This is a genomic window from Paraburkholderia sp. RAU6.4a (genome assembly GCF_050435625.1).
In the GTDB taxonomy this organism is placed as follows: Bacteria; Pseudomonadota; Gammaproteobacteria; order Burkholderiales; family Burkholderiaceae; genus Paraburkholderia; species Paraburkholderia tuberum.
On the sequence record NZ_JBNDKQ010000002.1, the window covers coordinates 105,194 to 117,719 of the forward strand.

The following is a 12,526-nucleotide window of genomic DNA, read 5'->3' on the forward strand; positions in this document are numbered from 1 at the left end:
CGTACGGGCCCTTCAATCAACAGGCCACGCGGGGTCAACACCGCTTCGGGGATATGTCATGGAACACGCAAACAAGGATCGCTCGTTGGTGAGCAAAGTCATGGACGGGCTCGTCAGCGGCATCGTCGAGGAAAAATACGGCGCGATTCTGCCGCCGCAGGATGTGCTGTCGAAGGAATTCGATGTGAGCCGCACCGTGATGCGCGAGGCGCTATCGATGCTGCTCGCGCGCGACATGCTCGACGTGCGGCCGAAGATCGGCACGCGCATCCGGCCGATGAGCGACTGGCGCATGATCGACGAGGACGTCGTCAATTGGCGTTTCCGCGCAAAGCCCGATCCGATGTTTCTGCGTGACGTGATCGAGTTTCGCATGCTGATCGAACCGCGCGCGTCGGCGCAGGCGGCCGCGCGCGGCAGTGCCGCGGAAGTCGCGGCGATTCGCGAGGCGTTCGAGGCGTTTCGCATGATCCGTCCGGGCGAGGCCGGCTATCAGGAAGCCGACGAGCTGTTCCATACGCGCATCGTGATCGCGAGCGGCAACCAGTTCTTCAAGCAGATGGCGGCGATCATTCGCGGCGCGCTGTCGACCCTCAATCCGATCGTGCACGACCGGGAAGGGCTGTGGGAGAGTGCGATCGCATCGCATCAGCGCGTCATCGAAGCGATCGAGCGGCGCGATCCGAAGGAGGCCGAGATCGCTGCGCTCGCGATGATCGATTACGCGGCCGAGGAGGTCGGCGGGCGGTTTTCCGCGGAGCCGCCGGCGCGGGTTTGAGCGTGATTGCGAGCGCGGACCGAGCGTATGTCAATGTCCGGCGGGAGCGGCGGGGTGGGGTGTCGAAGGTCGGTGCGCGGCAGTGATGCCGCATGGTTCGATTGGCCGGGTTCGCCGCGTTCGCAAGCGGCATCGGTGACAATAGCGGCTGTTCCGAACCGCATGGACCTTTGCACACACGATGACAGATACGACAGCGGCACCGCACGCTGCCAGCACCCAACCGACCGATCGGGCAGCGCAGGACACCACTTCATCGCGCGAGATCCGCTGGGGGATCGTCGGCACCGGCCGGATTGCGCGCCGCTTCGCGCAAGGGCTCGCGTTCGTGCCGCGGACGCGGCTCGCGGCGCTGTGGTCGCGTCGCGTGGAACCGGCCCAGGCGTTCGCCGATGAATTCGGCGGCGCCGTCTGCGACAGTTTCGACACGCTGCTCGCGAGCGGCATCGACGCGCTCTATATCGCGACGCTGCAGGACAGTCACGCCGACTATGCGATCGCCGCGTTGCAAGTGGGGCTGCACGTGCTGTGCGAGAAACCCGCGTGTATCAATCGTCCGCAGCTCGAGCGCGTGCTCGACTCCGCGCGCGCTTCGCAACGGCTCTTCATGGAAGCGATGAAGCCGCCGTTCTATCCGCTCTACAGAAGGTTGCGCGAGCACCTCGCGACCGAGCCGATCGGCGAGGTCGGGCTCGTGCGCGCGGGCTGCTCGGTGCCGGGCGTGCCGGCCGATCATCCGTCGCTGTCGTTCGAGCATGCGGGCGGCGCGCTGCTCGATATCGGCATCTACGAGATGTTTCTCGCGGTCGACTGGCTCGGCGCGCCACGCGACGTGCAGACCTTCGGCCGGCTTGGCGCGACCGGCGTCGATACGTTCGCGAGTCTGAACAGCCAGCACGAGCGCGGCGGTATCGCGCAGCTATTCTGCGGGCTCGATCTGCATGGCAAGGGCGATGCGCTGCTGATGGCCCAAGGCGGTCACGTGACGCTGCACGAGCCGTGGTGGAACCCGTCGCGCGCGACGATCCGTTATGCGGATGGCCGCGTCGTCGAACTCGACGAACCGTTCGAAGGCGGCGGCTTGAACTACGAGACCGCGCACTTTTGCGAGCTGATTCGCGCGGGTGTGCTGGAGAGTCCGCTGATGCCGCACGACACGTCGCGACAGATGATCGCGATGGCCGACGCGGCGCGCGCGGCGTTGGGGCTCAAGTTCGCTGGGGAATGAGCCGCTGGGGACAACGAAAGGGAGTGGGCGGCGCTCAGTGCCGCGTCGGCAGCGACAGCCGCCGCTCGTACCAGCGCTGCGCCCACTCGAGCACCTGACACAGCACCCAGTACACGGCCGCGGCCGCAAGATAAAGCGGCAGCGGCTGGTAGGTCGACGCGATGATTTCCTGCGCGCTGCGCAGCAACTCGGTCACCGTGATGACGGACACGAGCGAGGTGTCCTTGATCAGGCTGATCAGGCTGTTCGACAGACTCGGCACCGCGATGCGCAGCGCCTGCGGCGCGATCACGTAGCGCAGCGTCTGACGCCGCGACAGCCCGAGGCTGTACGAGGCGAGCCACTGGCCCTGGTGGATGCCCAGAATCGCGCCGCGCATGCTCTCGGACAGATACGCGGCGACGTTCGCCGACAGCGCGATCACGCCGGCCGGCGTCGGATCGAGCGAAATGCCGAAGCTCGGCAGACCGTAGTAAATCACGAAGATCTGCACGAGCAGCGGCGTGCCGCGCATCACGCTCACATAGACGCGCGCGATCCAGTTCAGCGGACGGCTGTGGCTGATGCCCATCAGCGCGAGCATGGCGCCGCCGATCAGGCCGAAGATCATCGACAGGATCGCGAACTTGATCGTCAGCAGCGCGCCTTGTGCGAGCACCGGCACCGATTGGAGCAGCAGGGATGTGATGGACATGGGCAGTGTTCTTATTGACGCACAAAGCGCACATCATAAACTTTGGCGCGCGTTCAGGCGTGGGCCGCGCGATGCGGCTCGGGGTATACGCGGCGCGCGGTTTGGCTCCCGGGGCTCCCGCAGTTCGCGTGGGCCGCAAAAAGCGCGAAGGGCGGCATCGTGATCGATGCCGCCCTTCGTTCGACTCCACGCGTGTTACTTGATCGGCTTGCTGACGTCGATGCCGAACCACTTGTCCGAGATCTTCGTGAAGGTGCCGTCCGCTTCGAGCTGGGTCATTGCGTCGTCGATCGCCTGCGCGAACTTCGGGTTGCCCTTTCTGAACGGAATGCCCGACGGGTTGCCCGGGCCGACGTTCGCGCCGGTGCGCAGCGGCAGGTTCGAGTTCTTCAGCAGGTACGCGAGCATCAGACGGTCGTTCAACGCCGCGTCGAGCCGGCCGGCGGCCAGATCACGCAGGTATTCGGGTGCGCCCGGGTAGGTCTTCACGTCGATGCCCGGCACTGCCTTCGCCATGTCCATGTAGTTCGTGCCGAGACCGACGCCGAGCTTCTTGCCCTTCAGGTCTTCGAGCGAGGTGAACTGGCGCGTGTCGTTCTTGCGCTGGATCAGTTGCGCCGCCGAGTACGTGTACGCCGGGGAGAAGTCGAGCGTCTGCTTGCGCGCGTCGGTGATGCCGACCTGGTTGACGATCACATCGAACTTGCCCGCCTGCAGACCGGCGATGATGCCGCTCCACTCGGTCGTGACGAACTCGGGCTTCACGCCGAGCCTGGCCGCGACCGCCTTGGCGATGTCGACGTCATAGCCGACCAGCTCGCCCGACGGCGCTTTCGAGTTGAACGGCGGGAAGGTGCCTTCGAGACCGATGCGCAGCGTGCCGCGCTGCTTGACCTGGTCGAGCAGGTCTTCCGCGTGCGCGGTAACGGCGCTCAGCGACGCGCCGATCAGCGCGGTGGCGAGGAGCTTCTTCAATAGGCCGAATTTCATCGTGTTCCTTGTACGTCTGATGTTTTGACGGTCGAGAGCATAGCAAACGAGCCTATCGCAACCTAAATACCGTTTGTTTATGTCTATATGCGGCGGCGCGGATGCCTAGCGCAACGCCTGCGCGCATTCGGCGACGAGCGCCGGACCGCGGTAGATGAAACCAGTATAAAGCTGCACCAGCGACGCGCCGGCCGCGAGCTTCGCGCGCGCATCGTCGCCCGAGAAAATGCCGCCGACGCCGATGATCGGCACCGCCTCGCCGACTTCGGCGCGCAGCTTGCGGATCACCTCGTTCGACGCGTCGAACACCGGCTTGCCCGACAGGCCGCCGGCTTCGTCAGCATGCCGCATGCCGGCGACGGCGGTGCGCGACAGCGTAGTGTTGGTCGCGATGACGCCTTCGAATTTGTGGCGCAGCAAGGTGTCGGCGATCGACTTGACCTGCTCGTCGTCGAGGTCGGGCGCGATCTTCAGTGCGAGCGGCACGAGCTTGCCGTGCATGTCGGCGAGTCTTTGCTGCTTGTCCTTCAGCGCGGCGAGCAGCGCGTCGAGTTCGTCGGCGCCCTGCAGCTGGCGCAGGTTCTTCGTATTCGGCGACGAAATGTTGACCGTCACGTAGCTCGCGAACGGGTACACGCGCTCGAGGCAGTACAGATAGTCTTCAGCGGCGCGCTCGATCGGCGTGTCGGCGTTCTTGCCGATATTAAGACCGAGGATGCCGCGATAGCGCGCGGCCTGGACGTTCTTCACGAACTGGTCGACGCCGGCGTTGTTAAAGCCCATCCGGTTGATCACCGCGTTCGCCTGCGGCAGCCGGAACATGCGCGGACGCGGATTGCCCGGCTGCGCGCGCGGTGTCACGGTGCCCACTTCGATGAAGCCGAAGCCGAGCGCCGCCAGACCGTCGATGCACGCGCCGTCTTTGTCGAGGCCCGCCGCGAGTCCGACCGGGTTTCGGAACGTCAGGCCCATCAGGGTGCGCGGCGAATCCGGCACGCGCGACGCGAGCGCGCCGGCGAGGCCGGTGCGACCGGCGGCGCCGAGCATGCGCAAAGTCAGATGGTGAGCGTCTTCCGCGTCCATGCGAAAGAGTTGGGCGCGAACGAGCGGATAAAGGGAGCTGAGCACGGGATGAAGCCGGACGGCCGGAAAATGGGAACCCGCTATTTTACCGGCTTTGGGCTTGGATGAGACTGGTGGGGCGTTGCCGGCGACGAGCAGGACCCGGCAACGACTCGACGGACGGCGCCTCGACTACGGCCTGAGCGGCCCGCGTCGTCCATGCATCGCGAAATCGACCGGCGGCAGGTCGATGCTGGCCGGATCGAGCACGCGCCACGCGCCGTCGATCAAGCCTTCGAGCGGCCGGAAATTCGCCTTGTACGCCATTTTCGGGCTTTCGCGAATCCAGTAGCCGAGATACACGTAGGGCAGGTTCAGGCTGCGCGCCTGCTCGATCTGCCAGAAGATGTTGTAGGTGCCGAAGCTCGCGTGCGGCAGGCTCGGCTCGAAGAACGTGTACACCGACGACAACCCGTCGCCGAGGATATCGATCATGCTGATCATGCGCAGCGCGCCCCGCGCGTCAGGTCGCCCGTCAGGTCGCCCATCGGGCTGCAGCGGCGGTGGCTCACGAAACTCGACGAGCCGCGAGTTGATCCGGCTTTGCAGCAGGAACTGCTCGTACTGGTCGCGGCTGTCGCGATCCATGCCGCCGCCCGCGTGGCGCGCCGACTGGTAGCACATATACAGCGCGTAATGCTCCTCGTCGTAGTGCAGCGGCGCGACGGTCGCAATCAGGTCGCCGTGCTTTCTCCATACACGCCGCTGCGTGCGGTTCGGCTGAAAACGCTCGACCGGCACGCGCACCGGCACGCACGCGCGGCAGCCGTCGCAATACGGGCGATACGTGAACACGCCCGAGCGCCGGAAGCCCGCCTTGACGAGGTCGGTGTAGACGTCCGAATTGATCAGGTGACTGGGTGTGGCGACCTGCGAGCGCGCGATGCGGCCGTCGAGGTAACTGCAGGGATAGGGCGCCGTTGCATAAAATTGCAGCGCGGAAAGCGGAGAAAGAGGCAGCTCGTTGGGATGAGTCACGTTGGCAGCTCTCGAAGCGTCTCTGGTAATGCAAACCCGGCACGCCCGGCGGTTGATGCCGCTATTCGATGGGCGGCGGACCGGATTCGGCCTGATTTTTCCTACGCCGCCTGCGCGAGGATGTCGAGCAGGGCGGTCTTGTCGAAGCGCCACGGGATAGCCGGCGCGCCGACAGACGCGCGAACATGCGCGACAAACGCCTTGCGCGCTATCTCGCGGCCGCCGAGCGACGCCAGATGCGACGTGTTCTGCTGGCAGTCTATCATTTCTATTTCGTGACGTCGCAAGTGGCCGACCAGCGCGGCCAGCGCCATTTTCGAGCCGTCGGTGACGTCGGTGTACATCGATTCGCCGAAGAACATCCGCCCGAGCGACACGCCATACAATCCCGCTACACGCTTGCCCTCGAGCCAGGTTTCGATGCTGTGCGCGTCGCCCAGGCGGTGCAGCGACGAATAGGCTTCGACGACGTCGGCGGTGATCCACGTGCCGCGCTGACCGTGGCGCGGCGCCTGCGCGCAGGCGCGCATCACGGCGGCGAAATCGTGATCGACGCGGATTTCCCACGCGTCGTCGCGCAACACGCGCTTGAGCGTCTTGCGCAGCGATGGCGACACCTTGAACTCGGCGGGGCGCAGGATCATGCGCGGATCGGGGCTCCACCACAACACCGGCTGGCCGTCCGAATACCATGGGAAGATGCCGCGCCGATACGCGTCGATGAGGCGCGACGGCAGCAGATCGCCGCTTGCCGCCAGCAGACCGGGCGCGCCGCTCGCGGCGCCGAGCGCGCGCTCGACGGGCGGAAACGGGTCGTCAGCTCCGAGCCAGGGAACCATGCGCGCCGCTCAGCCTTCGCGCAGGGAGCGGAAGATGTCGCCGGTATGCAGGCCGAAACTGCCGGCCGCGCGGTCGGCGAAAAAAAAGCGCAGCGTCTGGCCGACGGTCGGAAACGCGATCTCATCCCACGGAATCTCGTGCTCCTCGAACAGCTTCACTTCGAGGCTTTCCTCGCCGGCGACGACGTCGAGATCGAGCAGCCGCGCCATGTAGAACAGATGTACCTGATGCACGTGCGGCACATTCAGCAGCGAAAACAGGTTCTGCACCTCGACGCGGGCGCCGGCTTCCTCGAGCGTTTCGCGCGAGGCGGCTTCGGCCGTCGTTTCTCCCATTTCCATGAAGCCGGCGGGCAGTGTCCAGTAACCGTAGCGCGGCTCGATCGCGCGACGGCACAGCAGCACCTTGTCGTCCCACACGGGAACGGTGCCGACCACGTTACGCGGATTCTGATAATGCACGGTGCCGCAACTGCCGCATACGAAGCGCTCGCGATTGTCGCCCGGCGGAATGCTCAGACTGACGCCGTGGCCGCAGACAGAACAGAATTTCATTGGAAAGGGGACGAGAAAGGGTGATAGGAGTTTATCACCGGGGCGAGGGATTACTGAGGCGCCGACAGGGGCTGCGCGAGACGACGTCCAAGGCGGCGAGCGCCGTCGTGTCCGACATTGATTGACAGTCGATTTTTGGATGCGCTGATCGCATCGGTCCTGATGGTTGAGATGGAGGCCACCGCGTCCACCGCAGTCATCTTTTCTCTCTTGTACATTGCCCTGTAGCTTGGCGCGTCATTCAGTTGACGCGCTTTTTTTCGCCTGAGGGTGGGGCGGTCAAGGGGATCGCCAGACCAAGGCCACAAAAACAAAAAAGGGTTACACGCCAATGCGTTGTAACCCTTCAATGATTTCGGTTGGTTGCGGGGGTAGGATTTGAACCTACGACCTTCGGGTTATGAGCCCGACGAGCTGCCAGACTGCTCCACCCCGCGTCCGTCGAAGAAAAGATTATAGACTAGCCAGACGGCCAGCGCAATAGCCATGTAAGAATTGGCTTCATTGCGCTTCGCTCTGCCCGCGCGGCGTCGCCTATCGGAAAGGCTCTGGAAAGCCGTGCGCGGACGCTGCGCTAGAATTCAGATTCTCCACGCGGCTCGCCGGATCTTCACGACGGCGGCCCCTTTGACTCTGATGCCCCGACCCGTTCTGAACCCCATGGATATCGCTCACGACCTGCAGGTCATCGCCATTCAGGAAAAAACCCTCGTGTTTCCCCGCTTCGATGCCGACCGCGCGTGGCAAGTCGGCGCGTATCTGCACGAAGTCGCGAAAGCGCGCGGCATTGCCGCTGCAATCGACGTGCGAACGTTCGGCCAGCCGCTATTCTTCAGCCTGCTCGACGGCGCGACGCCCGACAACGTCGACTGGGCGCGCCGCAAGGGCAACACCGTCGCGCAATTTCGCCGTAGCTCGTACGCGATCGGTCTGAAAATGCAGCTCGCGGGCGCGACGCTCGCCGACAAGCACGGACTGCCGGCCACCGAGTACGCGTCGCACGGCGGCGCGTTTCCGCTGGCGGTGGAAGGGGCGGGCGTGATCGGTTCGATCACGGTGTCCGGTCTGCCGCAGCGCGCCGATCATGAACTCGTGGTCGAAGCGCTGTGCGCGCATCTCGGTCACGACTACGGCAAGCTCGCGCTCGCGAAAAACTGACGCGATGCGCGTACCCCCGTATGCGCTGCTCGCGATCGCGATCGTCGCCGAAGTGATCGCGACTTCCGCGATGCGGGCCTCGGACGGCTTTTCACGCCTGCTGCCGTCGATGGTCGTCGTGCTCGGCTACGGCATCGCGTTCTATTGCCTGTCGTTGACTCTCCGAAGCATTCCAGTTGGCATCGTCTACGCGATCTGGTCCGGCGCGGGCATCGTGCTGATCACGCTGGTCGCGCTAGTGCTGTACCGGCAGGTACCCGACGTACCGGCGATCATCGGGCTGGGATTGATCGTCGCTGGCGTCGCGGTGTTGAATCTCTTCTCGAAGATGCAGGCGCATTGAGCGCCCGCGCCAGCCGCCGCGATTGCCGCCAGGCACGTAAATCGGCTTACTTGCAGCGCACGATCATCGAGCGGCCCTTCACGTTCGCCGACGCCACGTTCGTGACGCTGCCGCCGGCAGTGCCGCCTTCGTCGTTATCCTTCGACACGATGTCGTAGCCGGTCGCGCCGCAGGCCTTACCCGCTTGCACGTAGCACGAGGCCCAACTCGAGCCGGCGTCGGCGCCGCTGCAGTTGACCGCGAAGCCGGTCTGGCCGTTGGGCAGATTGATCAGCGTGGTCGTGTTCGACGACGCGCAGCCGCCCAGTCCCGCGGCGAGCAGCAGCGCGGCGGGCAAGGCGGCCGACAGCGACGCGCGACGCACGAGGGCAAGCGCGGCGCTGGATCGGAGGCGGTGGAATCGGCCGGCGCGTCGCGGTTGCGTCGTGAATTGCATCGTGTTGTGTCCTTTCATTCAGATAGAGGGGGCTGCCGGGTCGGGTCGGCCGCTGTGGAGCGCGAGGGCGCGCGTCACGGCTCAGGTCATTTCGACCGTGATGCCCGCCGCGTTGAGGAGCCGCCGGGCTTCCGCGCCTTCTTCAGTGGCTGCGTCTTCCCAGATGCCGATCGCTTTCGGGATGTCGATGCCGTGACTTTCGGCGTACTCGAACCAGCGGTTCGCCGCATCCGGCTCGGGCAGTTCATGATCCTGCAGAAAATATTTTCCCATATTGCGCTCGCTGGCCTCGAAATGGCGTCGTAACAGGTACCGTGCGACAGCATGGAGCATGCCGGTATGGACCGTTCGACCAGCGCGCGCGGCTGAAGTGCGGCGCGGGGGCGCGTCTCGCGAGCAGAACTTATCGCGCTGCAACGCGCCTTATCGTTATGGGACGGGCTGCCCGCACACACCCAGTGCAGCGGCGCGCCGCATGCTGAAGCATCAGGGCGGCGCCGTTGCGACTGGCGCCAGCTCTGCAACCGCAACAGGAGGACGAAGATGGCTGAACGGGTCAGTGGCCCTTATCGCGGCTATTACATCAGCGCCGCCGCGCGCCTCGTGCCAGGGGGCAGCACGTCGGGCCCGTCGGGCGACGCGCACACCAAAGCGGACGGTACCTACGTCGGCACGGTCAGCCTCGCCGAGCTCGGCCCGGACGATCCGCACCGGATGGAAACGCTGCTCGAGCTCGGCGACCGGCAACGCTTCGACAGTGAAGAAGAGGCGCTCGCGTTCGTCGAACGGGCGGCCCGCGAGTATGTCGACCGATTGCTGGATGGGCCGTGAGCGTGTCGGCGATTTCCGTGCAAAGGGCTCGCCAAGGCAGCGCGCGATGCCCTGAATCAGGCGCCCGCGCGCGCTGGACCGTGATCCGGCGGCGCGAGTACCATAGCGGGACTTGCGAGGATCGGCGGCGCGCAGGGCCTTCCGCGCAAGCTACGTTCCCGCCGCCAACTTCTGACGAGGCGACCATGAAGATCCGTTTTCCCGAAGACGCGCCTGCTTACCGCGACTCCAACCTGACCGTCGTGTTTTCCGCGCTGGTGGACGGTGAGCCGGTGCCGTGCGCGATCTCGGTGGAAGCGCTCGAGGATCATTTCGGCGCTTACAGCGAGAACCTCGACGGCTGGCTGCGCGCGTTCGATGCGGGCCGGCCGCGCATCGAGGCCGTTGCGCGTGAGCATCTGCAGATCAGTAACGGCACACCCGTGCTGCTCAAGAGTGGCCACTTTCCGCCGGGGCAGATGGCAGGCTAAGCGGACCTGCCGACGGACCGTCGGCGCCAGAGGCCGGGTGCAGGTCCATCTCTGCGGTTTTCACTTCACCTACGCATCGCCAACGCCTTGCCGCTAATTCATGTCGCGTGCCGGCACTACCTCGCGCGCCGCTTCGAAGCACCGCCTGATCCCTTCCTGATACGACGTCTTCCTGAGCGGCCCGATCAACGTCGCGAGCGCCGAATCATCGAGCACGACCGGCTCGGTCATCAGATAGTTCATCTCGACCAACTCGCGCATCAGCGGATTGAATAGCCCGAGCACGCGCAGCATGCCCTTGCCGGCCACCATCAGCTTCGGCCCGGAGCCCGCAAGCGCGTAGGCCTCGCGAGCCACCTCGCGCTGCGTGATCGTGCCGGCGCCCGCGAGATGCCACCAGCGACCGTAGGCTTCGGGCGTGCGCGTAAGTCGTTCGATCACGGGACCGACATCCGGCAGATAGATGAATTCGTGCGGTACGTCGACGGGACCGAGCACCTGCGCGCGCTTGCCGGTAGCGGCGCCAACGAAGACACCGTGCAACAGGCTGCGCTCGACCCCCGGTCCGTAGAAATCGGGCAGTCGCAATACCAGCGTTTCGAGACCTTTCTGGCCATGCGCGGCCAGCACGAGCTTTTCCTGTTCAAGCCGCATGCGGCCCTTGAACGTGTGCGGCTCGCGCGGATGATCTTCTCGGACCGGGTTGCCGCGCGCGCGGCCATACGGATACACGGTGCCGATCAGAATGAAGCGCTCGACACCGGCGGCCGTCACGCCAGCCAGCGTTCTCTCCATCAACGGCGGGTGCTGGGCGAACTGGTCGTAGGGCACGCCGACGAGGTAGATCACGGTCTGCAGACCGGCGGCCGCGGCGCGGATCGAGGCGGGGTCGTCGGGGTTCCAGGTGACAATCTCCGCGTGCGGGTCGTCACCGAAAGTCCGTTGCAATACCTCGCGCGAGCGGCCGACCACCCGGTAATCGCGGCCCGCCGCGCCAAGCGCCGTCGCGATGCTTTGACCCGCAGCGCCCGCTGCACCGAATAAACCGACCTTTCCCGTGGCTTGCATGACGATTCCCTCAGATGGCGGCGCGACATCGTCGCGCGCTCGTGGCTGCTCGATTTGACAGATGAAAATTTACTGAACATTGTTCAGTAAACGATGTTCAGTTTAAATTGACTTTTCAGTTTGTCAATCTGAAAATTGCGACTCATGGGAATCGCCGAACGAAAAAACCGCCAGAAGCAGGCACTGCGCGAACGCATCCTCGATGCCGCGCGGCGCATCGTCGTGGGCGAGGGCTTTGCCGCGCTGTCGATGCGCAAGATCGCTGACGCGATCGAATATTCGCCCGCCACGTTGTATCTGCATTTCGCGAGTCGCGACGACATCGCGCGGGCCTTGTGCGCCGAAGGCTACGCGCAGTTGCTCGCGACCTTCGTGCCGCTCGTGCAGATCGCGGACCCCGCCGAACGGCTGAAGGCGCTCGGGCGCGCGTACGTCGCGTTTGGCGTCGAGCATCCTGAAACGTACCGGCTGATTTTCATGGAGGACCCGAGCTATACCGGCGCGGCGCTCGGTGGCGGGGTGGGCCCTGGCAAACACGACGGCAACACGGGCGACACAAGCGCGAACGCCGGGACCGCTGGTTCAATCGCCTCCCTGGGCAACGCCGCCGGCGGCGTTGCCGACGACGATCCCGGCGACGCCGCGCTGCACATCATGATCGACGCGCTCGACGAGTTGCGAGCAGCGGGGCGTCTGTCGGCGTCGGTCGCATCGATGGAGCCGGCCATCTGGGCCGAGGCGTTGTGGGCGAGTCTGCATGGCATCGTCGCGCTGAATCTCACGTGCCCGGTGTTTCCGAGCGTGCCGCTCGAGACGCTCGTCGGCGTGACGCTCGACGCATGGCTCGGTGTGCCGCAGGCCGTGGCGGCGGGCGCATCGAACAGCGCCGCAGTCCGCGGCAAAAAAACCGTCGCGCGGCGCCACGCCAAGTCGGCCGGCTCCACGGACCCGGCCCCCGAGCTCCCCACCAGACGCAAAGCGGCAGGCCCGTGATAACGTTCGGTTCCACCTCATGCCGCGCCGCCGCGCCCAGTTC

At 65.3% G+C, this 12,526-nt stretch carries 16 protein-coding genes and 1 tRNA gene; 7 read left to right on the plus strand and 10 right to left on the minus strand.

What is annotated here, in order from left to right:
* Positions 1–58: 58 nt before the first annotated feature.
* Positions 59–778: a FadR/GntR family transcriptional regulator gene (locus tag OKW40_RS05180; protein ID WP_184068648.1), complete on the plus strand. Its 720-nt coding sequence runs from the start codon at positions 59–61 to the stop codon at positions 776–778.
* Positions 779–959: 181 nt separating this feature from the next.
* A complete protein-coding gene (locus tag OKW40_RS05185) occupies positions 960–2,006 on the plus strand; it encodes a Gfo/Idh/MocA family protein (RefSeq protein ID WP_429488584.1) in 1,047 nt (348 codons plus the stop codon).
* A 34-nt stretch (positions 2,007–2,040) separates the two neighbouring features.
* On the opposite strand, the gene OKW40_RS05190 is transcribed toward OKW40_RS05185, so the two are convergent.
* From OKW40_RS05190 to OKW40_RS05220, 7 genes are all read right to left on the minus strand, one after another.
* Entirely contained in the window at positions 2,041–2,700 is a 660-nt protein-coding gene (locus OKW40_RS05190) for an amino acid ABC transporter permease (RefSeq protein ID WP_090804344.1), read from the minus strand.
* A 195-nt stretch (positions 2,701–2,895) separates the two neighbouring features.
* On the minus strand, positions 2,896–3,690 hold the full coding sequence (locus OKW40_RS05195; RefSeq protein WP_090805719.1) for a cystine ABC transporter substrate-binding protein: 795 nt from the start codon (positions 3,688–3,690) through the stop codon (positions 2,896–2,898).
* A 105-nt stretch (positions 3,691–3,795) separates the two neighbouring features.
* The gene (locus OKW40_RS05200) at positions 3,796–4,818 is read right to left on the minus strand and encodes a quinone-dependent dihydroorotate dehydrogenase (protein WP_184044001.1); all 1,023 of its coding nucleotides are present in this window, start codon (positions 4,816–4,818) and stop codon (positions 3,796–3,798) included.
* A 126-nt stretch (positions 4,819–4,944) separates the two neighbouring features.
* On the minus strand, positions 4,945–5,790 hold the full coding sequence (locus tag OKW40_RS05205; RefSeq protein ID WP_429488585.1) for an arginyltransferase: 846 nt from the start codon (positions 5,788–5,790) through the stop codon (positions 4,945–4,947).
* Positions 5,791–5,891: 101 nt separating this feature from the next.
* Entirely contained in the window at positions 5,892–6,629 is a 738-nt protein-coding gene (aat, locus tag OKW40_RS05210; RefSeq protein WP_429406241.1) for a leucyl/phenylalanyl-tRNA--protein transferase, read from the minus strand.
* Between the two features lie 9 nt (positions 6,630–6,638).
* A complete protein-coding gene (locus OKW40_RS05215; protein ID WP_090804352.1) occupies positions 6,639–7,184 on the minus strand; it encodes an NUDIX hydrolase in 546 nt (181 codons plus the stop codon).
* Between the two features lie 360 nt (positions 7,185–7,544).
* Positions 7,545–7,621, minus strand: a tRNA-Met gene (locus tag OKW40_RS05220).
* Between the two features lie 223 nt (positions 7,622–7,844).
* Between OKW40_RS05220 and OKW40_RS05225 the strand changes: the two genes are divergently transcribed.
* Entirely contained in the window at positions 7,845–8,342 is a 498-nt protein-coding gene (locus OKW40_RS05225) for a heme-degrading domain-containing protein (protein ID WP_184043993.1), read from the plus strand.
* Between the two features lie 4 nt (positions 8,343–8,346).
* A complete protein-coding gene (locus OKW40_RS05230) occupies positions 8,347–8,685 on the plus strand; it encodes a DMT family transporter (protein ID WP_184068636.1) in 339 nt (112 codons plus the stop codon).
* A 46-nt stretch (positions 8,686–8,731) separates the two neighbouring features.
* Here the strand turns inward: OKW40_RS05230 and OKW40_RS05235 are convergent, their stop codons facing one another.
* Together OKW40_RS05235 and OKW40_RS05240 are read right to left on the minus strand one after the other, a co-directional pair.
* Entirely contained in the window at positions 8,732–9,121 is a 390-nt protein-coding gene (locus OKW40_RS05235) for a hypothetical protein (RefSeq protein ID WP_090805720.1), read from the minus strand.
* 81 nt (positions 9,122–9,202) lie between these two features.
* The gene (locus OKW40_RS05240; RefSeq protein WP_184029291.1) at positions 9,203–9,394 is read right to left on the minus strand and encodes a hypothetical protein; all 192 of its coding nucleotides are present in this window, start codon (positions 9,392–9,394) and stop codon (positions 9,203–9,205) included.
* Positions 9,395–9,664: 270 nt separating this feature from the next.
* Between OKW40_RS05240 and OKW40_RS05245 the strand changes: the two genes are divergently transcribed.
* Positions 9,665–9,952 carry a hypothetical protein gene (locus tag OKW40_RS05245; RefSeq protein ID WP_090804360.1) on the plus strand — a complete coding sequence of 96 codons (288 nt, stop codon included), beginning with the start codon at positions 9,665–9,667 and terminating at the stop codon, positions 9,950–9,952.
* A 185-nt stretch (positions 9,953–10,137) separates the two neighbouring features.
* A complete protein-coding gene (locus OKW40_RS05250) occupies positions 10,138–10,422 on the plus strand; it encodes a DUF1488 domain-containing protein (RefSeq protein WP_090804362.1) in 285 nt (94 codons plus the stop codon).
* A gap of 93 nt (positions 10,423–10,515) precedes the next feature.
* Here the strand turns inward: OKW40_RS05250 and OKW40_RS05255 are convergent, their stop codons facing one another.
* Positions 10,516–11,490 (minus strand): NAD-dependent epimerase/dehydratase family protein, encoded by a 975-nt coding sequence (locus tag OKW40_RS05255; protein WP_429488587.1) that lies wholly within the window; start codon positions 11,488–11,490, stop codon positions 10,516–10,518.
* A 144-nt stretch (positions 11,491–11,634) separates the two neighbouring features.
* Here OKW40_RS05255 and OKW40_RS05260 point away from each other — a divergent pair, with 144 nt between their 5' ends.
* Positions 11,635–12,483, plus strand: a complete 849-nt coding sequence (locus OKW40_RS05260; RefSeq protein WP_429488589.1) for a TetR/AcrR family transcriptional regulator — start codon at positions 11,635–11,637, stop codon at positions 12,481–12,483.
* The last annotated feature ends 43 nt before the right edge of the window (positions 12,484–12,526 follow it).

Excerpts from the sequence above, each read along its gene's own strand:
- OKW40_RS05235 (WP_090805720.1), bottom strand. The coding sequence starts at position 9,121 with ATGCAATTCACGACGCAACCGCGACGCGCCGGCCGATTCCACCGCCTC.
- OKW40_RS05215 (WP_090804352.1), bottom strand. The coding sequence starts at position 7,184 with ATGAAATTCTGTTCTGTCTGCGGCCACGGCGTCAGTCTGAGCATTCCG.
- OKW40_RS05180 (WP_184068648.1), top strand. The coding sequence starts at position 59 with ATGGAACACGCAAACAAGGATCGCTCGTTGGTGAGCAAAGTCATGGAC.
- OKW40_RS05230 (WP_184068636.1), top strand. The coding sequence starts at position 8,347 with ATGCGCGTACCCCCGTATGCGCTGCTCGCGATCGCGATCGTCGCCGAA.
- OKW40_RS05195 (WP_090805719.1), bottom strand. The coding sequence starts at position 3,690 with ATGAAATTCGGCCTATTGAAGAAGCTCCTCGCCACCGCGCTGATCGGC.
- OKW40_RS05255 (WP_429488587.1), bottom strand. The coding sequence starts at position 11,490 with ATGCAAGCCACGGGAAAGGTCGGTTTATTCGGTGCAGCGGGCGCTGCG.
- OKW40_RS05240 (WP_184029291.1), bottom strand. The coding sequence starts at position 9,394 with ATGGGAAAATATTTTCTGCAGGATCATGAACTGCCCGAGCCGGATGCG.
- aat (WP_429406241.1), bottom strand. The coding sequence starts at position 6,629 with ATGGTTCCCTGGCTCGGAGCTGACGACCCGTTTCCGCCCGTCGAGCGC.
- OKW40_RS05260 (WP_429488589.1), top strand. The coding sequence starts at position 11,635 with ATGGGAATCGCCGAACGAAAAAACCGCCAGAAGCAGGCACTGCGCGAA.
- OKW40_RS05225 (WP_184043993.1), top strand. The coding sequence starts at position 7,845 with ATGGATATCGCTCACGACCTGCAGGTCATCGCCATTCAGGAAAAAACC.
- OKW40_RS05245 (WP_090804360.1), top strand. The coding sequence starts at position 9,665 with ATGGCTGAACGGGTCAGTGGCCCTTATCGCGGCTATTACATCAGCGCC.
- OKW40_RS05190 (WP_090804344.1), bottom strand. The coding sequence starts at position 2,700 with ATGTCCATCACATCCCTGCTGCTCCAATCGGTGCCGGTGCTCGCACAA.
- OKW40_RS05185 (WP_429488584.1), top strand. The coding sequence starts at position 960 with ATGACAGATACGACAGCGGCACCGCACGCTGCCAGCACCCAACCGACC.
- OKW40_RS05250 (WP_090804362.1), top strand. The coding sequence starts at position 10,138 with ATGAAGATCCGTTTTCCCGAAGACGCGCCTGCTTACCGCGACTCCAAC.